23 protein-coding genes are annotated in these 24,111 nt (G+C 72.7%); 5 read left to right on the top strand and 18 right to left on the bottom strand.

What is annotated here, in order from left to right; all coding sequences use genetic code 11:
* Positions 1-33: 33 nt before the first annotated feature.
* On the top strand, positions 34-1,257 hold the full coding sequence (locus tag ABZS80_RS00565) for an ABC transporter substrate-binding protein (protein WP_355053762.1): 1,224 nt from the start codon (positions 34-36) through the stop codon (positions 1,255-1,257).
* A 116-nt stretch (positions 1,258-1,373) separates the two neighbouring features.
* Here the strand turns inward: ABZS80_RS00565 and ABZS80_RS00560 are convergent, their stop codons facing one another.
* From ABZS80_RS00560 to ABZS80_RS00545, 4 genes are all read right to left on the bottom strand, one after another.
* Positions 1,374-1,967, bottom strand: a complete 594-nt coding sequence (locus ABZS80_RS00560) for an ATP/GTP-binding protein (protein ID WP_355053761.1) — start codon at positions 1,965-1,967, stop codon at positions 1,374-1,376.
* A 1-nt stretch (position 1,968) separates the two neighbouring features.
* Positions 1,969-2,346 carry a DUF742 domain-containing protein gene (locus tag ABZS80_RS00555; protein ID WP_091261430.1) on the bottom strand — a complete coding sequence of 126 codons (378 nt, stop codon included), beginning with the start codon at positions 2,344-2,346 and terminating at the stop codon, positions 1,969-1,971.
* 100 nt (positions 2,347-2,446) lie between these two features.
* Positions 2,447-2,851, bottom strand: a complete 405-nt coding sequence (locus ABZS80_RS00550; RefSeq protein ID WP_089011242.1) for a roadblock/LC7 domain-containing protein — start codon at positions 2,849-2,851, stop codon at positions 2,447-2,449.
* Positions 2,848-6,456, bottom strand: a complete 3,609-nt coding sequence (locus ABZS80_RS00545; RefSeq protein ID WP_355053760.1) for a nitrate- and nitrite sensing domain-containing protein — start codon at positions 6,454-6,456, stop codon at positions 2,848-2,850. The genes ABZS80_RS00550 and ABZS80_RS00545 overlap by 4 nt, the downstream gene beginning before the upstream one ends.
* Positions 6,457-6,840: 384 nt before the next feature.
* Here ABZS80_RS00545 and ABZS80_RS00540 point away from each other — a divergent pair, with 384 nt between their 5' ends.
* On the top strand, positions 6,841-7,254 hold the full coding sequence (locus tag ABZS80_RS00540; protein ID WP_355053759.1) for a hypothetical protein: 414 nt from the start codon (positions 6,841-6,843) through the stop codon (positions 7,252-7,254).
* On the opposite strand, the gene ABZS80_RS00535 is transcribed toward ABZS80_RS00540, so the two are convergent.
* Genes ABZS80_RS00535 through ABZS80_RS00520 form a run of 4 tightly spaced genes read right to left on the bottom strand, consistent with a single transcriptional unit; the run spans position 7,255 to position 9,979 of the window.
* Positions 7,255-8,328 carry an adenosine deaminase gene (locus ABZS80_RS00535; RefSeq protein ID WP_151463149.1) on the bottom strand — a complete coding sequence of 358 codons (1,074 nt, stop codon included), beginning with the start codon at positions 8,326-8,328 and terminating at the stop codon, positions 7,255-7,257.
* 51 nt (positions 8,329-8,379) lie between these two features.
* Positions 8,380-8,793: a PPOX class F420-dependent oxidoreductase gene (locus ABZS80_RS00530; RefSeq protein WP_355053758.1), complete on the bottom strand. Its 414-nt coding sequence runs from the start codon at positions 8,791-8,793 to the stop codon at positions 8,380-8,382.
* The gene (locus ABZS80_RS00525; protein WP_355053757.1) at positions 8,790-9,362 is read right to left on the bottom strand and encodes an NAD(P)H-dependent oxidoreductase; all 573 of its coding nucleotides are present in this window, start codon (positions 9,360-9,362) and stop codon (positions 8,790-8,792) included. The genes ABZS80_RS00530 and ABZS80_RS00525 overlap by 4 nt, the downstream gene beginning before the upstream one ends.
* Complete coding sequence (locus tag ABZS80_RS00520; protein WP_355053756.1) at positions 9,350-9,979, bottom strand: hypothetical protein; 630 nt, start codon at positions 9,977-9,979, stop codon at positions 9,350-9,352. Before ABZS80_RS00520 ends, ABZS80_RS00525 begins: the two co-directional genes overlap by 13 nt.
* A gap of 56 nt (positions 9,980-10,035) precedes the next feature.
* On the opposite strand from ABZS80_RS00520, the gene ABZS80_RS00515 reads away from it, so the two are divergent.
* Positions 10,036-10,509 (top strand): MarR family winged helix-turn-helix transcriptional regulator, encoded by a 474-nt coding sequence (locus ABZS80_RS00515; protein ID WP_355053755.1) that lies wholly within the window; start codon positions 10,036-10,038, stop codon positions 10,507-10,509.
* Between the two features lie 2 nt (positions 10,510-10,511).
* The gene (locus ABZS80_RS00510; RefSeq protein WP_151463154.1) at positions 10,512-11,369 is read left to right on the top strand and encodes a putative RNA methyltransferase; all 858 of its coding nucleotides are present in this window, start codon (positions 10,512-10,514) and stop codon (positions 11,367-11,369) included.
* Between the two features lie 10 nt (positions 11,370-11,379).
* On the opposite strand, the gene ABZS80_RS00505 is transcribed toward ABZS80_RS00510, so the two are convergent.
* The 9 genes from ABZS80_RS00505 to ABZS80_RS00465 form a co-directional block, all read right to left on the bottom strand.
* The gene (locus tag ABZS80_RS00505; RefSeq protein WP_355053754.1) at positions 11,380-12,060 is read right to left on the bottom strand and encodes a DUF4272 domain-containing protein; all 681 of its coding nucleotides are present in this window, start codon (positions 12,058-12,060) and stop codon (positions 11,380-11,382) included.
* Between the two features lie 102 nt (positions 12,061-12,162).
* A complete protein-coding gene (locus tag ABZS80_RS00500; RefSeq protein ID WP_355053753.1) occupies positions 12,163-13,443 on the bottom strand; it encodes a thymidine phosphorylase in 1,281 nt (426 codons plus the stop codon).
* A gap of 41 nt (positions 13,444-13,484) precedes the next feature.
* Positions 13,485-14,192 carry a cytidine deaminase gene (locus tag ABZS80_RS00495; RefSeq protein WP_355054178.1) on the bottom strand — a complete coding sequence of 236 codons (708 nt, stop codon included), beginning with the start codon at positions 14,190-14,192 and terminating at the stop codon, positions 13,485-13,487.
* Positions 14,193-14,297: 105 nt separating this feature from the next.
* On the bottom strand, positions 14,298-15,578 hold the full coding sequence (locus ABZS80_RS00490) for an ABC transporter permease (protein ID WP_355053752.1): 1,281 nt from the start codon (positions 15,576-15,578) through the stop codon (positions 14,298-14,300).
* Positions 15,579-15,580: 2 nt separating this feature from the next.
* Positions 15,581-16,939: an ABC transporter permease gene (locus tag ABZS80_RS00485; protein WP_355053751.1), complete on the bottom strand. Its 1,359-nt coding sequence runs from the start codon at positions 16,937-16,939 to the stop codon at positions 15,581-15,583.
* Positions 16,936-18,429, bottom strand: coding sequence for an ABC transporter ATP-binding protein (locus ABZS80_RS00480; RefSeq protein WP_355054177.1), 1,494 nt, complete (start codon positions 18,427-18,429; stop codon positions 16,936-16,938). Before ABZS80_RS00480 ends, ABZS80_RS00485 begins: the two co-directional genes overlap by 4 nt.
* A gap of 267 nt (positions 18,430-18,696) precedes the next feature.
* The gene (locus tag ABZS80_RS00475) at positions 18,697-19,767 is read right to left on the bottom strand and encodes a BMP family ABC transporter substrate-binding protein (protein WP_355054176.1); all 1,071 of its coding nucleotides are present in this window, start codon (positions 19,765-19,767) and stop codon (positions 18,697-18,699) included.
* A gap of 277 nt (positions 19,768-20,044) precedes the next feature.
* Positions 20,045-20,386, bottom strand: a complete 342-nt coding sequence (locus ABZS80_RS00470; RefSeq protein ID WP_355053750.1) for a hypothetical protein — start codon at positions 20,384-20,386, stop codon at positions 20,045-20,047.
* 57 nt (positions 20,387-20,443) lie between these two features.
* Positions 20,444-21,451 carry a hypothetical protein gene (locus ABZS80_RS00465; protein ID WP_355053749.1) on the bottom strand — a complete coding sequence of 336 codons (1,008 nt, stop codon included), beginning with the start codon at positions 21,449-21,451 and terminating at the stop codon, positions 20,444-20,446.
* A gap of 100 nt (positions 21,452-21,551) precedes the next feature.
* Here ABZS80_RS00465 and ABZS80_RS00460 point away from each other — a divergent pair, with 100 nt between their 5' ends.
* A complete protein-coding gene (locus ABZS80_RS00460; protein WP_355053748.1) occupies positions 21,552-22,142 on the top strand; it encodes a TetR/AcrR family transcriptional regulator in 591 nt (196 codons plus the stop codon).
* Between the two features lie 62 nt (positions 22,143-22,204).
* Here the strand turns inward: ABZS80_RS00460 and ABZS80_RS00455 are convergent, their stop codons facing one another.
* The gene (locus tag ABZS80_RS00455) at positions 22,205-24,016 is read right to left on the bottom strand and encodes a glycoside hydrolase family 13 protein (protein ID WP_355053747.1); all 1,812 of its coding nucleotides are present in this window, start codon (positions 24,014-24,016) and stop codon (positions 22,205-22,207) included.
* Positions 24,017-24,111 lie beyond the last annotated feature (95 nt).

The raw sequence follows: 24,111 nt of genomic DNA, 5'->3' as shown, positions 1-24,111 counted from the left end.
CGGATGTTCGCCGGGGTTGGGAAGGCGGCTCCAATGGCGACAGCGGCATTCGACTCCTCCGTGCTCACCCGTCGGGGCGTCCTCGCCGCAGCGGCCGGCAGCCTGCTGCTCGCCGGCTGCGGACAGCAGGGCGAGCGACCGGGCGAGGAGTCGTCGGCCAGCAGCGCCCCGAGCGGCCAGGACCTGGTCGTCGGCGCCAGCCTGGAACTGACCGGCCGGGGCGCCGCGCTCGGCATTCCCCAGCAACGGGCCCTCGAGATCAGCGCGGACGCGCTGAACAAGGCCGGCATCCCGGTCGGCAACCTGCGGCGGTCGATCCGCCTGGAGATCCGGGACAACCGCAGCAACCCGCGGGAGGCGGCCCGGCAGGCGGCCGAGCTGACCCGCGTGGGCGTGCAGGCCCTGGTCGGCGGCACCCTGGCGGAGACCTCGGTGGCCCTCGCGGAGGCGGCCCAGAAGGTCAAGACCCCGTTCCTCTCGCTGGGCCTCGGAGACGGCGTCGTGCTGCCGCTCACCGAACGGACCTTCAGCTTCCAGCTCACCCCGGACGCCGTCGACGTGGCCCGCCGCCTCGCCGGCCTGGTCGAGACGCAGCGCGTACGGCGGGTCGCGCTGCTGGCCGCCGACGGGCTGCACGGCGACTCCGGCGTGCAGGCGGTACGCGCCGCGCTGCGCGACGGCGACGCCGACCTGGTCCGCACGGTCCGGCTGCCCGAGACCGGGCGGAGCTTCGCCCGCGCCGCCCGGCGGATCGCCGCCGCCGACCCGGACGGGGTGATCGTCTGGGGTGCCGCCCCCGACTCCGGCGTGGCCGCCCGGGAGCTGCGCCGGGCCGACTACCGCGGGCCGCTCTTCTTCGACGCCGGCGCGGTCGCCGAGGACACGCTGAGCGCCGCCAACGCCGCCGCGGTCGAAGGGGCGTACGCCGTGCACCCGGCCTGCCTGTCCACCTCCACGCTGACCGTGACCAGCACGGCCGGCCTGGAGCGGCGGGACTTCAACTACCGCTACACCCAGCGGTACGGCACCTCCAACACCTTCGCCCCGTACGCCTCGGACGCGCTCCAGCTCCTCGCCGCGTCGGCGCGGATGGCCGTGAGCCTCGACCGTGGACGGATGCGGGCGTTCCTGCAGACCCAGGTGGCCGAGGGCATCGCCGGCGGGTACGCCTTCACGGCCGCCCGGCACGGTGGCATGGAGGCCGACTCGCTCGCCGTCTACGTGGTCACGCAGGGCGCCTGGCGGCCGTACGCCTGACCGTCCGGGCCGGACCGTCCCGGTGGGACGGTCACTGGCCGACCGCGCAGCGTACCGGACGGCGAACAGCGAGAAGCGCCCGGTGGCCGATGGCCGCCGGGCGCTTCGTCACCGGGTCAGGCGGGGGCGACGGCCTTCGAGCGCCGCATGGTGAGCACGTACTCGACCAGCGAGATCAACACGTGCTTCGTCGACTCCCGGTTACGGGCGTCGCAGGCCACCACCGGAACGTCCGAGGAGATCGCGAGCGCGTCCCGGACGTCCTGCGGGTCGTGGTACTGCATCCCGTCGAAGCAGTTGATGGCCACCAGGTACGGCAGCCGCCGGTGCTCGAAGAAGTCGATCGCCGCGAAGCAGTCGGCCAGCCGGCGGGTGTCGACCAGCACCACGGCGCCGATCGCACCACGGACCAGTTCGTCCCACATGAACCAGAACCGGGTCTGACCCGGCGTACCGAACAGGTACAGGATCAGATCGCGGTCGATCGAGATACGACCGAAGTCCATGGCCACCGTGGTCGTCGTCTTGCCCGGCACCTGCCGGGTGTCGTCGACGCCCACGCCGGCGGAGGTCATGATCGCCTCGGTGGTCAGCGGCGTGATCTCCGAGACCGAGCCGACCAGCGTCGTCTTGCCGACGCCGAATCCACCGGCGATAACGATCTTCGCCGACGTCACACGCCCGTTCGGGGCAGGCGGCCGGTGCGACATGTCAGAGCCTGCGAAGTCCACTCAGCACCCTCTCCAGCAGTTCAGTGCCCACCGCGTCGTCGGAGTCGTCCAAAATGGTCGGCTCGTGGACCGCGACCAGGCCGTCCGTCGCCATGTCGGCGATGAGCACCCGGGCCACGCCGAGCGGAAGCTGCATTCGCGCCGCGATTTCGGCGAGCGACTGCACACGTCCGTCACACAGCGCGGCGATGTACTGGTGCTCCCGGCCCTGGCCACCGTTGCCAGTGGCAACCGACCGGCCGCGCACCGTCGTTTCGACGAGCGCCTCCAGGGCGATCTCGAGCCGGGGGCGGGTACGACCGCGGGTCACGGCGTATGGACGGACCAACGCTCCGGTCGGTTCGTCACGATCGACCATCTCGCCGCTCACCTCCTTCGTACCCGGCACCGGCTCGCCCCGGTGGCATTCGTCCTTGTCGTAGTTGTTGCCGCTTCTGACCCACCGGTCAGCGCGTCGTTCAGCCCATCATCCCGACAGCCGTGCGCGGCTGCGGGGTCAGAGCGTCGCCCACCCGGTCGACGAGCAGGGCCATCTCGTAACCGACCTGCCCGACGTCGCAGCTGCGCGCGGCGAGCACGGCGAAGGAGGAGCCGTCCGAGATGGACATCAGGAACAGGAAGCCGTTGTCCATCTCGACGACGGTCTGCAGCACCGCCCCGCCCTCGAAGCAGCGGGCCGCGCCCTGGGTCAGGCTGACCAGACCGGACGAGATCGCCGCCAACTGGTCCGCGCGGTCCCGCGGGAGGTCACGAGACGAAGCGAGGAGCAGGCCGTCGGCGGAGACGGCGACCGCGTGCGCCACCCCGGGCACCCGGTCGGCGAAGTTGGCCAGCAGCCATCCGAGATCCTGCGTAGTAGTCATCCTTGTTGCTCCTTCTGCCCGCTCCCGGCCACTGGGCCTGAGCCAGACTGCGAGGACTGCTGCCCGCCCGGAGTCCCCTCCGGGCCGCTGGAGTTGCTGTCAGTCGGGTTGTGGCGCCCCCGCTGCACGCCCCGATGGTAGGCCGAAAGCAGACCCCGTACGCCTTCCGGCGTCCGGCGCTGCACCGACGTGGACGGCTTCTCGACGCCGCCGGGCACGAGCTGCGCCATCGGCGTCCGCTTCGGCAGGCCCTTCTGGGTGGTCTCCTCGACCGGGACCTCGGTGGCGGCGGAGGCGGCCCGCCAACCGTCGTCGGCCGCGGTCTGCCAACCGGGCTGCTGCGGCGGGGCGGCGGGCTGCCGGGTCGGCAGCGCACCGGCGTAACCGGGACGGGCACCCCCGTTCGTCGAGCCGTTGTCCTGCGGCGCTCCGCCGGCCGTCGGAGTCTGTGCCATCGGTGTGTTACCTGTCGTCCCGGGTGGTGTCTGCTGCACGGCCCGACCGGCGGCGTCCACCTTGGCGAACTGCTGGGTCGCGGCGCCGTTGGCCGCCGCCGGCTGCGCCGCGACCGGTTGCGCTGCCGCCGGCTCCTCCTTGGGCCCCGGTCGGCTGGTGCGGAACCAGGCCGACTCGAGCTCCCGGAAGATCGGCAGCTCCATCGTCTCGTCCGCGTACCGCTGGCGGTTGCCCGGCTGCTGCGGGGTCGCCGGCCGCGGCGCGGGGGCCGGTGCCGGCCGGTTGACGGCCGGCGGCGTCTCCGGGCGGTTGACCCGGGGCAGCTCGGTGGTCATGTCCAGACCGGCGGCGAGCCGCTCCGGCACGGCCGGAGCCGCGGCCTGGTCCGGCGTCGCGACCGGCGGCCAGACCGGCGGGGCGCCGACGTGCGGCGTCGGAGCCGGCGGGGCGGGACGCGGCGGCGCCTGGTTCACCGGAGGCACCGATACCGGGTAGCCCGCGCTGGGCGCGGCCGACACGGGTTGACCGGAGACCGGCGCCCCGGACACCGGGTAACCGGAGACGGGCGACGCCGACACCGGGTAGCCGGAGACCGGGTAGCCGGAGGTCGGATAGCCGGAGGTCGGGTGACCCGAGACCGGGACACCGGAGACCGGCGGCAGCGGCGGCGCCGACGCCGGCGGGACCGGCGGGGCGGAGACCGGCGGCGGGTTGTACGGCCGGGCCTCGGGGCTGCTCGGCAGCTGCCGCGGGATGGCCGGCTGCTGGCCGGTGGAGGCCGGGTCGGCCTCGGCCGGGTTGCGCCGCTGGGGCAGCGGGTCGATCGGCTGGCCGTTCGGGTTCCGCGAGTTGAAGCCGTCACCGCCGGTCAGGGCGCCGGCGCCGGTCAGGTCGGACCAGGCCGGCATCGACCGGGCCCCGCCCGCGTTGGCCGGCGTGCCGGAGCCGTTCCGGTGCGCCGGGTCGAAGGACCGACCGCCCAGGGTGACCTGGTTGCCGGACGTGCCCGGGTGCGGGACCGGTGGCGGCGTGTGCGGGCCGTTGCCGAGGGCAGCCAGGGCGCCGAAGGCCGGCGCGGGACCGCCCTGGCCGAACGCCGGGGCGGGACCGCCCTGCTGCGGGCCGGCGGTCGGGAGGGCCGGCGCGGGCTGGCCGCGACCGGCGAGGGCCCGCGGCACCAGGACCGAGGTGGGCAGCGTGACGTCGGCGACGGTGCCCCGGTCGGCGCCGGGCCGCAGCTCGACCTTGACGCCGTGCCGGGAGGCCAGCCGGGCGACCACGACGAGGCCCATCATCCGGGAGACCGCCACGTCCACCTGCGGCGGCGTGGCCAGCCGCTCGTTCAGGTCACGGAGCTGCTCGTGGCTGATGCCGATGCCCCGGTCCTCGACGTAGAGCGAGGCGCGGTCACCCACGCGGCGGGCCTCGACCATGACCTGCGAGTCCGGCGGGGAGAAGGCGGTGGCGTTGTCGAACAGCTCGGCGACCAGGTGCACCAGGTCGTTGACCGCGTGCGCGGCGACCTCGATGTCCCGGTCGATCACGCCGAACTCGATCCGGGTGTAGTGCTCGACCTCGGACTGCGCGGCCCGCAGCACGTCGATCAGGGCGGCCGGCTCGCGCTGCACGCGGGTGGAGTCCGCGCCGGCGAGGACCAGCAGGTTCTCGTCGTTGCGGCGCATCCGGGTGGCCAGGTGGTCGAGCTGGAACAGCTCGGCCAGCCGGTCCGGGTCCTCCTCGCCGCGCTCCAGCCGGTCGAGGTGACCGATCAGCCGGTCGACCAGGATCTGCGATCGGCGGGCCAGGTTGACGAACATGGTCGCGACGGAGGCCCGCAGGGCGGCCTGCTCGGCCGCGGTGCGGACGGCCTCCAGGTGGACGGCGTTGAACGCCTCGGTCACCTGGCCGAACTCGTCCTTGCTGCGCACCGGCAGCGGCTCGGCGATCTGGTTGGCCAGCTGGACCGGAGTGAGCTGCCCGGTGACCTGCGGGTCGCGCAGGCGGGCCACCGCCTGCGGCAGGCCGTACTGGGCCACCGAGAGGGCGCCCTGGCGCAGGTCGCGCAGCGAGCGGGCCATGGAGCGGGCGACGAGGTAGGCGAAGAGGATGGCCAGCAGCAGCATGCTGAGCAGCAGGCCGGTCTCCAGGAACACCTGGCGCTGGGTGTCCGACCGCAGCTCGCCGGCCTGGCGGACCACGTTGCCGTCCAGCCGCTTCTCGACCGTGCGGATCAACTTGGCGTTGGCCAACATGGTGCCGTCCCAGTCGTCCGCCGTGAACGGCGGGTTCGACAGGTCACCGGAGTTGATCGCCCCGATCTGGGTGGTGTACCGCTCCGCCTTCCGCAGGTCGGAGCCGCTGACCGTCTGGTCGAAGAACTCCGAATCGGCCTGGTTGGCCACCGCCTTGAAGTTCTCCAGCGACTGCCGCTGGCCGGTGCCGCTGGCGATGAACTGCTCGCGCAGGTTGGGGGTGAGGCGCTTCCCGTTCAGCGCCTCGTGGACGACCACCCGACGCAGAGCCAGGTATTCCTTCTGCCGGGCGACCGCGGCTGCGGCGCGCATCCGGTCGCTCAGGTCGTTGTCGCCGGCGAGCTGGATGGCCGAGTCGCGGATGGTCAGCAGGTCGCTGATCAGGGACTCGTACGACGCCTGCGCATCGTCGCTGGTGAGCTTGCCGTTGAGGACCTGGCTGCGGGTGCCCGGAAGATCAGCCAGCCCCTGGTCGACGTCCTTCAGCTGCGACTCGAACGTGCGCGGCAGGTCGTCGATCTCGAGGCGCTGCCGGGAGTAGGGCGCCTTCGCCTGGTCGACCCGCTGGTTGGCCCGGTTGTAGGACTCCTGGTACTGCGCCCGCGTCTGCACTTCCTTCGCGCTGAGGAAGAGCACCGAGCTGACCCGCTCGTCCTGGAGCGTGTCGGCCAGGTCACCCGAGTAGGAGATCAGGTTCGCCAGGTCACCGGCTCGGTTGGCATTGTTCAGCGTCTCCAGGTGGTCGACCAGACCGCTGGTGCCGACCACGACTGTCGCGATGGTCGGCACGATCATGATCAGGCCGAGCTTGGACCAGATCGGCATGTCGCGGAGCCGGCTGGCCGGCCGGCTCAGACGCGACAGGAAGGAGCCCGCCGTCGTTGGCCGTTTGCTCACGTCACCGCCCTCGCATTACCGCGTCCGGCGTCGCCTGTGGGCAACGCCGAGCGACCGACCCGGCGGGTCGGACCTCCGAGATTCCATCACGCCGCCCCGCAAAGAGAAAGCCCAGGTTGTCCCTCGCCGGAGGTGTGATGAGATGTTGATGCAATTTGATAGCAATCCGTCTGGCCGGAGTCACTGACCGTAATGGAACATCCGCACCGCGTTGTCCTGCTCGCCGGCCCTTCCGGCTCCGGAAAGTCGTATATAGCCGAGCGAACCGGACTTCCCGTCCTCTGCCTCGACGACTTCTACAAGGACGGCGATGACCCTACGTTGCCGCGTCGGAACGGAGAGGTGGACTGGGAGTCCCCGCTGTCCTGGGATGCGGACACAGCGGTGGAAACAATCGCCCGACTGGCCCGGGACGGCAAGGCCGAAGTGCCGGTTTATGCGATCGGCGCGGACCGCCGGGTGGCCACTCGGCCATTCGACGTCGACGGATCGCCACTTTTCGTTGCCGAAGGGATCTTCGCCGCCGAGATCGTCGAGGAGTGCCGCCGGCGTGGCCTGCTCGCCGGGGCGTACGCGCTGCGCCGCCCCCGCGGCGCGACCTTCGTCCGCCGGCTCGCCCGCGACCTGGCCGAGCAGCGCAAGGCGCCCCGCGTGCTGGTCCGGCGCGGGGTGGCGCTGCTGCGGGCGGAGCCGGCGGTGCTGCGCCGGCAGACCGGGCTGGGCGCCGAGGCGGCCCGGGCCGGGCAGGTGCTGCGCCGGGTGGCCGCCCTGCTCGCCGGCCACCCGCGGCAGCCGTGATCAGCCGATCAGCTTGGCGTACGCCGGCTTGATCACCTCGTCGATGATCTTCAGCCGCTCGTCGAACGGGATGAAGGCGCTCTTCATCGCGTTGATGGTGAACCACTGGAGTTCCTTCCAGCCGTAGCCGAAGGCGTCCACCAGCAGGGCCATCTCGCGGGACATCGAGGTGCCGCTCATCAGCCGGTTGTCGGTGTTGACCGTCACCCGGAAGCGCAGGTCGCGCAGCAGCCCGATCGGGTGGTCGGCGATCGACGCGGCCGCCCCGGTCTGCACATTGGACGAGGGGCACAGCTCCAGCGGGATCCGCTTGTCCCGGACGTACGCGGCCAGCCTGCCCAGCACCGGCGGATTCCCGGGCGTGATGTCGTCGACGATCCGAACGCCGTGCCCGAGCCGGTCCGCGCCGCACCACTGGATCGCCTGCCAGATCGACGGCAGCCCGAACGCCTCGCCGGCGTGGATGGTGAAGTGGAAGTTCTCCCGCTGGAGGTACTCGAAGGCGTCCAGGTGCCGGGTGGGCGGGAAACCCGCCTCCGCGCCGGCGATGTCGAAGCCGACCACCCCGGTGTCCCGGTGCCGCACGGCCAGCTCGGCGATCTCCTGCGACCGGGCCGCGTGCCGCATCGCCGTGAGCAGCGTGCCGACCCGGATCGGGGTGCCCGCCTCGGCGGCCAGGGCGCTGCCCTCCCGGAAGCCGGTGACCACCGCGTCGACCACCTCGTCCAGGCTCAGGTTCTGCTCCAGGTGCTGCTCGGGGGCGAACCGGACCTCGGCGTAGACCACGCCGTCGGCGGCCAGGTCGAGCGCGCACTCGCGGGCCACCCGGCGCAGCGCGGGCCCGGTCTGCATCACCGCCACGGTGTGCGCGAAGGTCTCCAGGTAGCGCTCCAGCGAACCCGAGTTCGCCGCCTCGGCGAACCAGCGGCCCAGCGCCTCCGGGTCGGTGGTGGGCAGCTCGTGGCCGGCCTCGGCGGCCAGCTCGACGATCGTCGCGGGCCGCAGACCGCCGTCGAGGTGGTCGTGCAGCAGCGCCTTCGGGACCTTGACGATGTCCTCGTACGAGATTGCCATGCACCGACCCTAGTCACCGACCGTCGGGAAGCGGCACCGGACCGGGCCGACTCACGGCCGCCAGCCGTACACCCGCTCGACCGTGAGGCGCAGCACCAGCCGGCCGTCGGCCACCATGACCGCCCGGTAGTCCGCCCAGTCCGGGTGCTCGCCCCGGATCCGCCGATAGACCTCGACCAGTTCCTCGACCGTGGCGTCGTCCGTGGCCGCGGCCGGCGGGGTGAGGGTCACCCGACCCTCGGCCACCGCGTACGCCCCGCCGTCGGGGGTACTCACGTGGAAGCTGGCCCGCGGGTCGCGCCGGAGGTTGCTTACCTTGGCCCGGTCGCCCACCGTGGAGCAGCGGATCAGCCCCGGCTCGGCCAGGTAGTCGAGGTTGGAGAGCTGCGGCCGGCCGTCGCGGCGCAGGGTGACCAGCACCCCGCGCCCCCGCTCGCCGAACAGCTCCCACAGCCGGGCGGTCACGCGGCCACCGCCCGCAGCGGGGCGAGCGCCGTGGCCAGCCGGGCGACCTGGTCGAGCATCACGTCCGCCGCCTTCTCCCGCCCGGGATCGGGCCGCAGCTCGCCGGCGTCGTCCAGCGCCTGCCGCAGGAAGATGGTCACCGCCTCGTTGACCGGCACCATGTTCAACGTGGTCACCACCTGCTTGATCATCTGGACGGCTCGCAGGCCGCCGGAGCTCATGCCGTAGCTCACGAAGCCCACCGGCTTGTGCCGCCACTCGTGGTAGAGGTAGTCGATCGCGTTCTTCAGCGGCGCGCTGAAGCCGTAGTTGTACTCGGGCATCACCAGCACGAAGGCGTCGGCTGCGGCGGTGGTCGCGCTCCAGGAGCGGGTGTGCTCGTGCAGGTAGATCCCCTCCGAGGGGTGGTGCGGCTCGTCGTGGAACGGCAGTCCGACCTCGGCGAGGTCGACCAGGCGTACCTCGTCGAAGCCGCCGTGGCGGACGGCGGCCGCGGCGAACCAGTCACCGATCCGCCGGCCCACCCGGCCGGGCCGGGTGCTGGCGACGATCACGTTCAGGCGGGGCATGGCGTGGTCACTCCTGTGGGGGCGGGCCGGACCGGGGCCGGCGCGGTGAGTCGGGGGACGAGGTACTGGACGAGCGGCCCGATGGCCAGTGCGAAGAGCAGGGTGCCGGGACCGACCGTGCCGCCGAGCAGCCAGCCGAGAGCGAGCACCACCAGCTCGATGAGGGTGCGGACCCGCCCGATCGGCAGGCCGCGCGCCGCCAGGCCGGTCATGAGGCCGTCCCGCGGACCGGGGCCGAGCCGGGCTCCGAGGTAGAGGGCCGTGGCGACGCCGTTGAGCAGGATGCCGGCGAGCAGCAGGGAAACGCGGCCGGCGAGTGATCCCACCGGCGGCAGCAGCGCCAGCGTGGCGTCCAACGCCAGGCCGACCAGCGCGACGTTGGCGACGGTGCCGACGCCGGGGCGCTGCCGCAGCGGGATCCAGAGCAGCAGCACCACCAGCGCGACACCGTTGACCAGCACGCCCATCGGCAGCCCGGTACGCGCGGCCAGGCCCTGGTGCAGCACGTCCCACGACGCCAGTCCCAGGTCGGCCCGGACCAGAAGCCCGACGCTGACGCCGAAGAGCGCCAGGCCGGCGAGGAGCCGGATCCAGCGGGCCGGCAAGCTTGTTGACATGTCACCAACCTAGAGCCTCATTGATGACGTGTCAACCATTCGGTTAGGCTCGGTGCATGGACGAACCACGGTGGTTGGACGAGCGGGAGAACCGGGCCTGGCGCGGCTACCGCCGGATGCGCCGCCTGCTCGACCTGGAGCTGGCCCGGGAACTGGCGCAGGACGCCGGGCTCTCCGAACCGGACTACGACGTCCTCTCCGACCTCTCCGAGACGCCCGACCAGCGGCTGCGGCTCAGCGAGCTGGCCGACCGGATGCTCTGGTCACGCAGCCGGCTCTCCCACCACATCTCCCGCATGCAGCACCGCGGCCTGGTCACCCGGGAGGAGCACCCCTCGGACGGCCGCGGTTCCATCGTGGTGTTGACCCCGGCCGGCCTCGCCGCCATCGAGGCCGCCGCCCCGGGTCACGTCGCCGCCGTCCGCCGGCACCTCATCGACCTGCTCACCGACGAGGAGATCGACGCGCTGGGCGCGCTCACCCACCGGGTGGTCGACCACCTCACCGGCCGCCCGGCCCCGGAGGCCTGACCGTGGACGCCCGGATCCTGACCCGGCTGCGCTGCCCGGTCTGCGGCGAGCCGCTGGCCGAGACCACCGCCGGCACCGCCCGGGCGCTGCGCTGCCCGCGCCGGCACAGCTTCGACATCGCCCGCCAGGGGTACGTCAACCTGCTCGCCGGCCGCGCCCCGCACACCGGGGACAGTGCCGAGATGGTCGCCGCCCGCGCCGACTTCCTGGCCGCCGGCCACTACGGCACCGTGGCCGCCGCGCTCGCCGGGACGGCCCGGGAGATCGCGGAGGGCGCCGACGAGGCGTACCCCCTGGTGGTGGACGCCGGCGCCGGGACCGGCTGGTACCTCGCGGCGGTGCTGGCGGCGCTGCCCGACGCGGTCGGCCTGGCCCTCGACGTCGCCAAGCCGGCGCTGCGCCGGGCGGCCCGGGCCCACCCACGCGCGGCCGCCGCGCTGGCCGACACCTGGCAGCGGTTGCCCCTGGCCGACCACGCCGCGACGGTGCTGCTGAACGTCTTCGCGCCGCGCAACGGCGCCGAGTTCCACCGGGTGCTCGACCCGGCGGGCGCGCTGCTGGTGGTCACCCCCGCCGCGGACCACCTGGCCGAGCTGGTCGACGCGCTCGACCTGCTCCGGGTGGACCCGGCCAAGGCCGACCGGGTCGCCGGCAGCCTGAGCGCCCACTTCACCGAGGAGTCCGCCACCGAGCACCGGGCCCGGCTGGAGCTCCGCCGCACCGAGGTGGCCACCCTGGTCGGGATGGGTCCGAGCGCCTGGCACGCCGACCCGGCCCGGCTCGCCGAGCGGATCGCCGCGCTGCCCGAGCCGGTGCCGGTCACCCTCGCCGTGCGGCTCGGCGTGCACCGGCCGCGCTGACCACCGCCGCTCAGGTGGAGAGATCGACCTCTTCCCAGCCCGGCGGCTCGTCGTGGTACGGCCCGCGCAGCACCACCGCCCATTCCAGCGCCCACCGGCGCTGCCCGATGGCGTTGGCGTCCACCAGCCCGGGCAGCGCCCGACCGGCCTCCTCCACCTCCAGGTACGCCCAGTCCAGGCAGTAGTGCAGGTCGAGCAGGGCGGCCGCGTCGGCCGGATGCTGCGGGGCGGCCAGGATCCGCGCCCGCCACTGGCCGAAGTTCTCCCCGGTCACCAGGTTGGGCATCCGCTCGACCAGCCGCTCGTCCACCGGCACCGTCGGGTCCAGCTCCTTGGCCAGCCCGAGCACCCAGGCCAGCGAGAAGAGCGCGTCGTGGTGCAGCACGAACGACCGGTGGTCGCCCTTGCCCCCCATCACGAACTGCCACTCCGGCGGCGTCACCATCTCGACCAGGTGCGACTCCAGCAGCCAGCTCATGGCCGCCTGCGCCGGCATCCCGAAGCAGCGGGCCAGGATCACGTGCAGCACCGCGATCCGCGCCTCGATCTCCGGGGTGGGGCGCAGCTCGATCTCGTCCCCCGGCTCCCACACCAGCGGGAACTGCGGGGGCGGCAGCGGGAGGCCCAGCCGGGACAGCTCGTCGAGGCTCGCCTCACGAACGGCCCGGGGATCGGGGGCGGGTACGCGCACGGCTCAGGTCCCTGTCTGCTCGCAACGGCTCATCGCCGGTCGGTCCCCCCTTGGCCTGCGACAATAGCGGCTCGGTCGCCGCCGCACCATGACCGGGAAAGATCAGCCGATCCGCTCGATCACCAGCGGCGTCGCGGCGGGAGCGTGGGGCGCGATCCGGACCGCCCGCTCCGCCTCGGCCAGCGCCGCCGGGATCCGCTCGGCGTGCTCGGCGCGCAGCTCGTACAGGGGTTCGCCGGCGCGTACCGGGTCGCCGGGGCGCTTGTGCAGCACCACACCGGCCGGGATGCTCACCGGGTCCTCCTTGCGGGCCCGGCCCGCGCCGAGCCGCCAGGCGGCCACGCCCATCGCGTACGCGTCGATCCCGGCCACGTAGCCGTCCGCGGTCGCGGTGACCACCTCGACCTCGGGGGCCTTCGGCATGGGAGCGTCCGGGTCGCCGCCCTGCGCCCGGATCATCGCCCGCCAGGCGTCCATGGCGCGGCCGTCCCGCAGCGCCGCCTCGGGGTCGGCGTCCGGCAGGCCGGCCGCGGTCAGCATCTCCCGGGCCAGCGCCAGGGTCAGCTCCACCACGTCGGCCGGGCCGCCGCCGGCCAGCACCTCGACCGACTCGGTCACCTCGACCGCGTTGCCGATGGTGAGGCCCAGCGGGGTGGACATGTCGGTGAGCAGGGCGACCGTGCGCACGCCGTGCGCCCCGCCCAGCTCCACCATGGTCCGGGCCAGCTCGCGGGCGTCGTCGACGTTCTTCATGAAGGCGCCGGAGCCCACCTTCACGTCGAGCACCAGGGCGCCGGTCCCCTCGGCGATCTTCTTGCTCATGATGGAGCTGGCGATCAGCGGGATGGCCTCGACGGTGCCGGTGACGTCGCGCAGCGCGTACAGCTTGCGGTCGGCCGGGGCCAGCCCCTCGCCGGCCGCGCAGATCACGGCGCCGACGTCGCGCAGCTGGGCGATGAACTCGTCGTTGCTCAGCGCGGCCCGCCAGCCGGGGATCGACTCCAGCTTGTCGAGCGTGCCGCCGGTGTGACCGAGGCCCCGGCCGCTGAGCTGCGGCACGGCCCCGCCGCAGGCCGCGACCAGCGGGGTCAGCGGCAGGGTGATCTTGTCGCCGACGCCGCCGGTGGAGTGCTTGTCCACGGTCGGCCGGGCCACCGCCGACAGGTCCAGCCGCTCGCCGCTGGCGATCATCGCGGCGGTCCACCGGGCGATCTCCGGCGCGGTCATACCGCGCAGCAGGATCGCCATGGCCAGCGCCGACATCTGCTCGTCGGCCACCAACCCCCGGGTGTACGCGTCGACCACCCAGTCGATCTGGCCGTCGCTCAGCACGCCCCCGTCCCGCTTGGCCCGGATGACGTCAACCGCCGTGAATGCACTCATCAGATGATCTTTCCTCGTCGTTCCGGAACCGGTGTCCCGGCTCAGGCCGGGGACCAGCGGATCGGGATCTCCAGGGGCGGCTCGCCCTCGCCGGCCCAGAAGATGGTGCCCGACGCGTCCACCACGACGACGCGCGGCGTCCGGGCCAGCCCCCAGGTGATCGCCTCCGCCGGGTCGTCCCAGGTCGGGCCCTCCTCCAGCACGCCGGTCTCGGCGCCCTCGGTGTCACCGGCCGACCGCTCCCAGTACGCCGTCCACACCTGCTGGCCGGCCGAGAGGTCCGGGTGCACGAAGACGGTGCCCCGGCCCCGCCAGGCGGCCAGCCGCTCCGGGACCACCGGCACGGGCGTCTCGCCGGTCACCGCCTCCAGGTCCTCCACGCCGAACGCGTGCGGCAGCAGCTCGGCCATCCGCAGCGTGCCGCCCTTCGCCTCGATGAGGCATTCCGGGCCGCCGTTCTCCCAGAGCAGCTGCCGGCACCGGCCGCACGGCATCAGCGGCTCGCCGGTGGCGTCGACGCAGGACAGCGCCACGATCCGCCCGCCGCCGGTGGCGTGCAGCGAGGAGACCACGCCGCACTCGGCGCAGAGGACCACGCCGTACGCGGCGTTCTCCACGTTGCAGCCGACCACCACCCGGCCGTCGTCGACCAGGGCGGCCGCCCCGACGGGAAACTTCGAGTAGGGCACGTACGCGTGCCGCATGACCTCGGTGGCGGCGGCCCGCAGCCGCTCCCAGTCGATCTCCATCACGACTCCCATTCTGCCCAATTCACGCTGATCGGTCGCGGTGGCGGCCGGAGACGGCCGTGCCCGGCGGGTTCAACACCGCCGGGCACGCTGCGTCGCGGGCGGTCAGCCCTTGATGTACGGCTTTCCGTCGGCGGCCGGCGCCCGGACCTTGCCGACCAGACCGGCCACCGCCAGGATCGTCGCCAGGTAGGGCAGCATGGCGAGGAACTGGCTCGGGATGCTGCTGCCGATCGCGCCCAGGTAGGTGGCGAGCTGGTCGGCGAACCCGAAGAAGAGCGCGGCGAGCAGCGCGCCGGTCGGGCTCCACCGGCCGAAGATCAGCGCGGCCAGGGCGATGAAGCCCTTGCCGCCGATCATGTTCTTGGTGAACGAGTAGAGCGCCAGCGTGTACGACGCGCCACCGACGCCGGCCACCAGCCCGGCCATGATCACGTTGCGGTAGCGCAGTCGCAGCACCTTCACGCCGAGCGTGTCGGCTGCCGTCGGGTGCTCACCCACCGACCGGGTCCGCAGGCCCCACCGGGTGCGGAACAGCGCGATGTGGATGACCAGCACCAGCAGCAGGCCGACGTAGAGGAAGATGTTGCCCCGGAACAGCGCCGGACCGATCAGCGGGATGTCCTTGAGCAGCGGGATCTCCCAGTTGCTGAACCGCGGCGCGCTGTTGTACTTCGTCGCGTCGGTCTGCATGAGCCGCTCGTAGAGGAAGCCGGTGACGCCGACCGCCAGCAGGTTCAGCACGATGCCCATGACCACCTGGTCGACCAGGTAGCGGATGGCGAAGAAGGCCAGCAGCAGCGAGATCACCGCGCCGCCGATCGCGGCGGCGACCAGGCCCACCCAGACGCTGCCGGAGATGCTGCCGAACAGCGCGCCCGAGAAGGCGCCCATGAGCAACTGGCCCTCGATCGCCACGTTCACCACGCCGGAGCGCTCGCAGAGCACGCCGGCCAGCGCGCCGAAGATCAGCGGCAGGGCCAGGATGAACGTGCCCCGGATGACGTTGACCAGCGGCATGAAGTTGCGGCCCTCGGGGGCGGCGGAGACCTGCCAGCACAGGAAGCTCAGCACGAAGGCGACGAGCCCCACGCCGAGCACCAGGGTGAACCAGCGCTTCGGGACCCCGGCGAGCAGGGCGGCCCCGGCCGCGGCGGCGATGATGCCGAAGAGGATCGCGCCGACCGTGCCGTTGATCTCCAGGGCGGCGCCGCCCTCGGTCTCGCTGAGCGTGAAGCGGGCCTGCTGGTCGGTGGCGAGCGCGCCGAAGAGCACCGTGGCGAGCACGCCCAGCCCCAACAGGACGGCCCCGGTCTTGCGGGCACGCGTCCAGAAACCCTCGTCGACCGCGGTCACGGCGACCTCGGGGACAGCGGTGGTGGACATGCTCACCAGCCCTTCGCGAGGCTCGTCTGCAGCCGGGCCGCGCGGGCCGCCCGGAGCTGGAAGATCGCCTTCACCATGGCCGGCGCGGCGATGAAGATGACGATGAGCGCCTGAAGCACGGTGACCAGCTCCAGCGAGATCCCGGAGTACGACTGCATCCGGTTGCCGCCGGCCTGGAGCGCGCCGAACAGCAGCGCGGCCAGCAGCACGCCCCACGGCTTCACCCGGCCGAGCAGGGCGACCAGGATGCCGTCGAAGCCGATCTGCGCGATCACCAGCGGGGTCAGCGCGTTGGCGGTGGAGCCGAGCACCATGTTCGACCCGCCGAGGCCGGCCAGCAGACCCGAGATCACCATGACCAGCACGTACGTCTTGGTCACGCTGATGCCGGCGGTCCGGGCGGCGTCCGGGTTCTCGCCCACCGCGCGCAGCTCGAAGCCGAGCGTCGAGCGGTTCAGCAGCCAGGCGATGAACCAGGTGGCCAGCACCGCGATCAGAATGCCGGCGTGCACCCGCAGGTTGTCGCCGAGCAGCCGGGGCAGCTGGGCGGAGGACTCGACCGGCTTGCTGATCGCGTCCGACCGGTTCGGGTTCTGCACCCCGCTCTGCACGATGATCCAGGACAGGAAGTAGACGGCCACGTAGTTGAGCATGATCGTGTTGATCACCTCGTGGGCGCCGGTGCGCGCCTTGAGGATGCCCGGGACGAAGCCCCAGAGCGCGCCGCCGAGCGCGCCGGCGAGCAGCGCGACGAGCAGGTGCACCCCGGGCGGCAGCGGCAGCGCGAAGCCGGCCACGGCGGCCAGGACGACGCCGATGGTGGCCTGACCCTGGGCGCCGATGTTGAACAGGCCGCCCCGGAAGGCGAGCGCGACCGCCAGGCCGGTGAAGACCAGCGGCGCGGTGTAGGTGAGCGTCTCCGAGATCGGGCCCATCGCGGCGGTGAAGCCGACCGCGTCCGGGTCGAAGATCGCGCCCTTGAACAGGTTCGCGTACGCCTCACTGACCACGGTCCAGCTGGCGTTGAAGGCGTCCGCCGGGCGGGCCGTGATGTAGCCGTAGGTGGCCAGTACCTCCGGGTCGGAGACGATGATGAGCACCGCGCCGACCAGCATGGCGAGCAGCACCGCGAGCACGGTCACGGTGACCGTGTTGGCCGCCCAGAGGTTGTCCAGGAAGAGCCGGCCCAGCGTGGGGCGGGGCTCCGCGGCCGGGGGCTGCTTGGTGGCGGTGGCGGGCACCGCCCGCTCGGTGTCACCGGCGGGCGCGGGCGGGTTCGCCCGGGCCTCTGTCCGCGCCTCCTGCGCCTCGGTCGCCGGCTCCTTGTCGGGGGAGCCCGACACCGGGTCTGGGTTGGTCATGCCTCGTCCTCGTTGCCAGGGCGGTCAGCGGTCGTGGTGGCGGTGTCCGGCGTGATGCCGGCCATCAGCAGGCCGATCTCCTCGCGGGGGGTGTCCGGGCCGACGATGCCGATGATCCGGCCGCGGTACATGACCGCGATCCGGTCGGCCAGGCCGATCACCTCGTCCAGTTCGCTGGAGACCACCATGACGGCGGTGCCGATGTCCCGCTCGCGGATGACCCGGCTGTGGATGAACTCGATCGAGCCGACGTCCACGCCCCGGGTGGGCTGGGCGGCGATGAAGAGCTTCAGCGGCCGGGACAGCTCCCGCGCCACGATCACCTTCTGCTGGTTGCCGCCGGAGAGGGTGCCGACCGCCGCGTCGGCCGAGGAGGTGCGGACGTCGAACTGCTCGATCCGTTCCTTCGCCGACTTCGCGATGGCGTCCGGCTTGAGCGAGAGGCCCTTGCCGAAGGGCGGCTGGTCGTAGATGTCCAGCACCAGGTTCTCCGCGACGGAGAACTCCTTGACCAGGCCGTCGACGCTGCGGTCCTCCGGGACGTAGCCGACGCCGGCGCGGAGCACCTTCTTGGTCGACCAGCCGTGCACGGCTTCGCCGTCCAGGCTGATCGAGCCGGCGAGCACCGGGCGCAGCCCCATGATCGCCTCGATCAGCTCGGTCTGCCCGTTGCCCTGCACGCCCGCGATGCCGAGCACCTCACCGGCGTGCACGGTCAGGTCCACGCCGTCGACCGCGCGGACCTGCCGATCGTCGTCGACGACCAGGCCGGCGACCTCGAGCATCGGCTTGCCCGGCTGGGCCGGCTTCTTGTCCACGGTCAGCCGGACGCTGCGGCCCACCATGAGCGCCGCCAGCTCGTCGCGGCTGGCGCTCGGCTCGGCGGTGCCGACCGTCTTCCCGCGCCGGATCACCGTGATCCGGTCGGCGATGGCCTTGACCTCGCCCAGCTTGTGGGTGATGAACACGATGGACTTGCCGGCCTCCTTGAGGGACCGCATGACCGTGAGGAGTTCCTCGGTCTCCTGCGGGGTCAGCACGGCGGTCGGCTCGTCGAGGATGAGCAGGTCGACGTCGCGGGTGAGGGCCTTGACGATCTCCACCCGCTGCTGGATGCCGACCGGCAGGTCCTCGATCACCGCGTCCGGGTCGACCCGGAGGTTGTACCGCTCGGAGACCTCGGCGACCTCGCGCCGGGCCCGCCGCCGGTCGAGGAAGCCGGTGAAGCTCCCCTTGGTCTGTTCCGCGCCGAGCATCACGTTCTCGGCCACGGTGAAGACCGGCACCAGCATGAAGTGCTGATGCACCATGCCGATCCCGGCGGCGATCGCGTCGGACGGGCCCTTCAGCTTCAGCGGCTTGCCGTCGACCAGGATCTCGCCCTCGTCGGGCTGGTACAGCCCGTACAGCACGTTCATCAGGGTCGACTTGCCGGCGCCGTTCTCGCCGAGCAGGGCGTGGATCTCTCCAGGCTCCACCGTCAGGTCGATGTGGTCGTTGGCGACCAGATCACCGAACCGCTTGGTGATGCCGCGCAGTTCGAGTCTCAGCGCAACCTCCTGGAGTGCGAGCGATGGTGCAGCGTAGCGGCTGCCGCGCCGCCACCGCGCCGGGTGGGGGTCAGTGGGGGATCAAGGTGACCGGCCGCCCCGACGTCGCGCGGGGTGTTCCCGCGTGCGCCGAGGCGGCCGGTCGTCAAACCTGGTGCCCGCCGGCCCCCGCTGCCGATGATCTCACCGCGGGGGTCGGCGGAGCGGTCACTTGGTCGGCTGGGCCTTCGAGGTGACCGTGATGGTGCCGGCGGCGATGTCCGCCTTGATCTTGTCGACCTCGGCCTTCAGGTCCGCCGGGACCTTGCTGTCGAAGTCGTGGTACGGCGCGATCGAGACGCCGTTGTTGGCCAGGGTGCCGACGAAGCCGGGCTTGGCCTGGAGCTTCTCACCGTTGGCGGCCTTCAGCACGGCGTCCTTGACGGCGTCCGGGATGTTCTTGACGACCGTGGTGACGAGCGCCGGGCAGTTCGGGGTGCTCTCGCAGCCGTCGACGTCCACCCAGACGACCGAGTACTTGCCGCCCGAGGCCTGCGCCGCGGCGGTGGTGCCGAGGCCGGCGCCGCCGGCGACCGGCATGATGATGTCCGCGCCCTGGGCGACCAGCGCGTCGGAGACCTTCTTGCCCTCGTCCTGCTTGACGAAGTCGTTGGTGAAGGAGCCCTTCTGGGTGGCCTTGTCCCAGCCGATGACCTGGACGTTCTTGCTCTTGGCCTTGTTGTAGTACGCCACGCCGTCGGCGAAGCCGTCCATGAAGATGGTGACCGGCGGGATCGGCAGACCGCCGTAGGTGCCGACCTTCTGGGTCTTGCTCAGCCCGGCGGCCAGGTAACCGGCCTGGAAGGCGGCCTGCGCGGTGTCGAACTGCATCGGGTAGATGTTGTCGACGCCCGGGTTCGCGTCCACAATGCCGAACTGCTGGTTCGGGTTCGCGGTGGCGATCTTCTTGGTGGCGTCCGACATCAGGCCACCGACGGCCAGGACGAAGTCGCACTTCTGGTTGACGAACCCGGTCAGGTTGACCTCGTAGTCCGCCTCGGCCTTCGACTGGACGTTCTTGATGTCGATGTTGTCGTTCTCCTTCTTCGCCTCCTGGAGGCCCTTCCAGGCCGAGGTGTTGAAGGACTTGTCATCGATGCCGCCGACGTCGGTCACCATGCAGGCGCTGAACTTCTTGCCGCCGGTGCCGCCGGCGTTCTTGTCGTCCTTGGGGGCCTCACCACATGCGGCGGCGCCCAGCACGAGGCCACCCGCCACGATGGCGGAGGCGATCCGCATCCCACGCACAGAGCGCAAGACGTCTCCTTCCCATTGCACACCGCGTCGTGCGCGGTGGCAGCCCTTGCGCCGGCCTGCGGTGTGCCGCCGGCGTCCCACGTTACGGACGGGAGCGTACGCCCGCGCCCACCCACCGGCCGACAATCGTGCACGACTGTTGAGCGGTCGTTACCCCTACGTAACCGACGCGTGGGGCACATCACCTTTCGTGCCCGCGGCCTTCCGGAGAGGTGTCGCGAACGTCCGTTTCCCGGGGTCTTCCCGCTGCGGCCGAAGGCTAACGCCAGAAGACCGCCACCGCCGCGTTGACCAGCGTCAACCCGATGATCGCCAGGAAGTGCCCGCGGTTCACTGACTCCCGCTTACGGGAGAAGAAGACCATGACAAAGATGAGCAGCGCGAGCACCAACTTGGTAACAAGCTTCGCCGGTGCCGGCTCGTCGCCGTCGCGCAGCGGGGCGGACAGACCGATTCCGGTCAGCAGCCCGATCACCGAGCCCCAGAGCATGGCGACGTTGATCCGCAGCCGGCCGCTGACGTACTGGGCGATGGCGCCGCCGAGCAGCATCGCGAACCCGATGAGATGGACGTAGAGAAGGATCAGTCGAAGAGCTTCCACGCCGGCCATCCTCCCCCATCAACGACGCCTTGTAGTAGCCGGCCCGCCGAGGTGCCGTCATACCGTGACCTCGGCGGGCCGCCGGTCCGGCGCCGGGCTGCCCGCGCCGGTGCGGACCTGCCGGCGGCCGACGAGGACCAGGGCCAGGCCGACCAGGGCGTAGCCGGCCAGCACGGCCACCGGCCGGCCGGCACCCGCCCCGTCGAAGAACGCGGCCGAGCGCAGCAGCGTGCCGCCCGCGCCGACCGGCAGGAACTGCCCCACGGTCCCCCAGGGCTGCGGCAGCAGCTCGGGCGCGGCGCCCACCGCGGAGAGCGGGTTGCCGACCAGGAAGACGAGCAGCGCGCCGAGCCCGATCCCGGGAGCGCCGAGCAGCGCGCCGAGGCCCGCCACGGTCCCCGCCGCCGCCAGCGCGAACAACCCGATCGCGCCGGCCTCACGCCAGAGGTCGCCGTCGAGGACACCCAGCCAGCCGTGCAGCACCGCGGCACCCACGAGGCCGGCCAGGACGCCGAAACCGAGCAGGCCGGCCAGCCGCGCCGCGCGCCGGGCCACCAGCACGGTGAGCAGGGCCCCGACCAGCATGCCGGCCAGCGCGAGCGGCAGGAACCCGGCGGCGAAGCCGGCCCCCCGCGGGTCGTCCGGGTCGGCCGGCACGACCTGCACCACCGGCACCGGACGGCCGGCGGAGAGCTGCGTGGCGGCCTCGGTGAGCAGCGCCGCCACGGTCGGGCTCGCGGCCGGGGCGGTGTGCAGGGCGACGCCGTCCGGGCCGACCACGAAGGCGGCGTACGCCTCCCGGTCGCGCAGCGCCCGGTCGGCCGCCGCCGCGTCCGGCAGCGTGGTCACGGCGAAGCCGCCGGGGCGGGCGGCCGTGAGCCGGGCGGCCAGCTCGGCGGCGGCGGGCGCCGGCCCGGCCACGGCGATGGGTAGGTCGCGCGGCGCCAGGTGCGCGGCCGGCGCCGCGAAGAGGGGTACGAGCAGCGCCTGCACCACCACGGCCAGGCTGGCGACCAACGCGGCGAGCAGCCAGGGCGAGCGGATCCGGTACGGGTGAGCGGGCATGGCCGCGCCTCCTTAAAACGAACGTTCGTTCTCTCAGACTGAGCGTGCGCCGCCACACGGTCCGGCGTCAAGAACGAACGTTCGCTTTACACTGTGGGTCGTGCCACGCGTATCGGACGAACACCTCGCGGCCCGCCGTCAGCAGATCCTCGACGCGGCCCGGCGCTGCTTCCGGCGCGACGGCTTCCACAACACGTCGATGCAGGACGTGATCCGGGAGGCCGGCCTCTCGGTCGGCGCGGTCTACCGCTACTTCCCGAGCAAGAACGACCTGATCACCGCCATCGCCCAGTCGGTGATCGGCGGCGCCGACGGGCTCTTCGCCGAGCTGGCCACGACCGAGCCGCCGCTGCCGCTGGTCGAGGCGCTGGACCGGGCCCTCACCTACGTCGACGCCCAGTCCGGCCCGGACGGCGTGCTCCCGCTGGCCGTGCAGGTGTGGGGCGAGGCACAGCGGGACCCGACGCTCGCCGAGTTCGTCAGCCGGACGTACGCCAGCTTCCGCAGCCACTTCACCACGCTGGCCCGACGGGCCCAGGGCGCCGGCGAGCTGCCCGCGGACGCCGACCCCGAGGCGGTCGGTGCGGCCCTGTTCGCCCTGGTCCCCGGCTACTTCATGCAGCGCATCCTGACCGGCTCCCCCGACCGGCACACCTACCTGACCGGCGTCCGCACCCTCCTCGCCCGCTGACCCTGGTTAGGAGGGGACCCCTCCTCTACCGGAGGCGTTAACAGGGGGCCCTTCCTTGCACCTCAGGCGAGGCGCCACACCTGGAAGGTGGGGCCGTCGGCGGGGAGGGTGAGCGCGCCGTCCGCATCCGGGCGCAGCGCCGGGGCACCGCCGTACACGTTGTCGCCGGCCGGCAGGCCGGTCAGCCGGACCGGGGTCCCGGCCGCCCGGCGGGCCAGAACGAGCACCGCACCGGCCGGCGCCTCGCGGAGGAAGACCAGCGTGTCCGCGTCGGCGTGCACCCAGCGCAGGCCGCCGTGCCGCAGCGCCGGCTCGTCGCGGCGCAGCGCCAGCAGCGACCGGTACGCGTCGAAGGTGCGCCCGTCCCAGCTCTCCGGCCGGTGCCACGGCATCGGGGTACGCGAGCCCTCCCCGTTGGCGCCGGTCAGGCCCAGCTCGTCGCCCGCGAACACCACCGGGGTGCCGGGCATGGTGGCGAGCAGGCCGGCCGCCACCTCCTGCCGGGCCGCGTCGCCGACCACGGTGCGGATCCGGGCGGAGTCGTGCGAGCCGAGCAGCTGCCACGAGTGCGTGTACGACCGCCAGGAGATCAGCGACCGGTAGGTGTTCATGGTGGCCAGGACCGCGCCCGCGTCGCGTCGCCGCACCCCGCCGGGGGTGCCGAGGAAGTTCGGCAGCGTGCCGTCGCCCCGGCGCAGCCAGGACCACACCGGGTCGGTGAAGCCGACGTAGTTCATGGTGCCGTGCCAGCCGTCCCGGTCCAGGTCACCCGTGTGGTCGTGGCCGTGCTCGGCGAGCAGCAGCCCGTCGGCGCGGGTGCCGGCGACCACCTCCCGCAGCAGCCGGGCCACCTCGTGCGTGTACGCGTCCGCGCCCCGCCGGCCGGTCATGTTCGCCACGTCCACCCGCCAGCCGTCCAGCGCGTACGGCGGGCGCAGCCAGCGGCGCAGCAGGGAGTCCTCGGCGGTGGCGAAGCGGCGGCGCAGTTCGGCGCTGCCCCAGTTGAGCTTCGGCAGCGACTTCACCCCGTTCCACGATTCGAAATCCCCGCCGGGCAGGTCGAAGTAGTACAGCTCCCGCTCGGGCGCGTGCACGTCGGAGACGGCGGCCGTGAACCAGTGGTGGGCGTCGCCGGTGTGGTTGCTCGTGATGTCGCCGAGCAGCCGCCAGCCCCGGACGTGCACCGCGTCGGCCAGCCGGGCCAGGGCGGCGTCCCCGCCGAGCAGCGGGTCGACCGTGTCGAAGCTCGCCGCGTCGTACCGGTGGTTGGAGCGGGCCGGGAAGATCGGCGTGAGGTAGACGGTGTTCACGCCGAGCCGGTCCAGGTGGTCCAGCCGCTCGGTGACGCCGTCGAGGTCGCCGCCGTAGAACTGGCGGGGCGTCTCCGGGCCGCGCCCGATCACCGGGGTGTCCCAGTCGCACGGGATCGCCCAGTCCGGCGCCGTCCGGCCCGCCGCGGCGGCCGACCGGGCGAACCGGTCCGGGAAGATCTGGTAGATGACCGCGTCCCGGGCCCAGGCCGGCGGCGGTGCGTAGCTGACCAGCTTGAAGTCGCCGTTGTCCGGCACGTCGTGGTCGGCGAGCCCGGCCGCGTTCAGCCAGCGGGGGCCCGCCGCCCCGTCGAGCAGGAAGCGGTAGTTGCTGACCGGGTTGCGGACCTCGACGTCGGCCCGCCACCACACGTCACCATCCTCGGTGCGGTCGACCACCGCCTCGGCGAAGCGCGGCTCGCCGTCACCGGCGGTCCGGACGTGCACCTGGCCGACGCCGGCGCCGGCCGGCACCCGGACGAAGACGGGGACGGTCTGCCCGAGGGCGGGCTCCTGCTCGGGAACGTAGGTCGCGGATCCGTCGTGGTGCGGCTGGAGAGACATGGGCATGCCTTTCGCGTCGTCGAGAACACGGAGTCGGGCGGGCACCCGCCGCGATCGGTCACCCGACCGCGGCGGTCCACCCGAAAACCGCTCCG

This window comes from Micromonospora sp. NPDC005305, from assembly GCF_040607315.1.
In the GTDB taxonomy this organism is placed as follows: Bacteria; Actinomycetota; Actinomycetes; order Mycobacteriales; family Micromonosporaceae; genus Micromonospora.
The sequence above is the reverse complement of the archived record's forward strand: the minus strand, read 5'-3'. Positions and strand labels throughout refer to the sequence as shown.

Coding starts and splice junctions, on each gene's coding strand:
- ABZS80_RS00565 (WP_355053762.1), top strand. CDS start 34: ATGGCGACAGCGGCATTCGACTCCTCCGTGCTCACCCGTCGGGGCGTC.
- ABZS80_RS00560 (WP_355053761.1), bottom strand. CDS start 1,967: ATGTCGCACCGGCCGCCTGCCCCGAACGGGCGTGTGACGTCGGCGAAG.
- ABZS80_RS00555 (WP_091261430.1), bottom strand. CDS start 2,346: ATGGTCGATCGTGACGAACCGACCGGAGCGTTGGTCCGTCCATACGCC.
- ABZS80_RS00550 (WP_089011242.1), bottom strand. CDS start 2,851: ATGACTACTACGCAGGATCTCGGATGGCTGCTGGCCAACTTCGCCGAC.
- ABZS80_RS00535 (WP_151463149.1), bottom strand. CDS start 8,328: ATGGCAATCTCGTACGAGGACATCGTCAAGGTCCCGAAGGCGCTGCTG.
- ABZS80_RS00525 (WP_355053757.1), bottom strand. CDS start 9,362: ATGCCCCGCCTGAACGTGATCGTCGCCAGCACCCGGCCCGGCCGGGTG.
- ABZS80_RS00520 (WP_355053756.1), bottom strand. CDS start 9,979: ATGTCAACAAGCTTGCCGGCCCGCTGGATCCGGCTCCTCGCCGGCCTG.
- ABZS80_RS00515 (WP_355053755.1), top strand. CDS start 10,036: ATGGACGAACCACGGTGGTTGGACGAGCGGGAGAACCGGGCCTGGCGC.
- ABZS80_RS00500 (WP_355053753.1), bottom strand. CDS start 13,443: ATGAGTGCATTCACGGCGGTTGACGTCATCCGGGCCAAGCGGGACGGG.
- ABZS80_RS00495 (WP_355054178.1), bottom strand. CDS start 14,192: ATGGAGATCGACTGGGAGCGGCTGCGGGCCGCCGCCACCGAGGTCATG.
- ABZS80_RS00490 (WP_355053752.1), bottom strand. CDS start 15,578: ATGTCCACCACCGCTGTCCCCGAGGTCGCCGTGACCGCGGTCGACGAG.
- ABZS80_RS00485 (WP_355053751.1), bottom strand. CDS start 16,939: ATGACCAACCCAGACCCGGTGTCGGGCTCCCCCGACAAGGAGCCGGCG.
- ABZS80_RS00475 (WP_355054176.1), bottom strand. CDS start 19,767: ATGCGGATCGCCTCCGCCATCGTGGCGGGTGGCCTCGTGCTGGGCGCC.
- ABZS80_RS00465 (WP_355053749.1), bottom strand. CDS start 21,451: ATGCCCGCTCACCCGTACCGGATCCGCTCGCCCTGGCTGCTCGCCGCG.
- ABZS80_RS00455 (WP_355053747.1), bottom strand. CDS start 24,016: ATGTCTCTCCAGCCGCACCACGACGGATCCGCGACCTACGTTCCCGAG.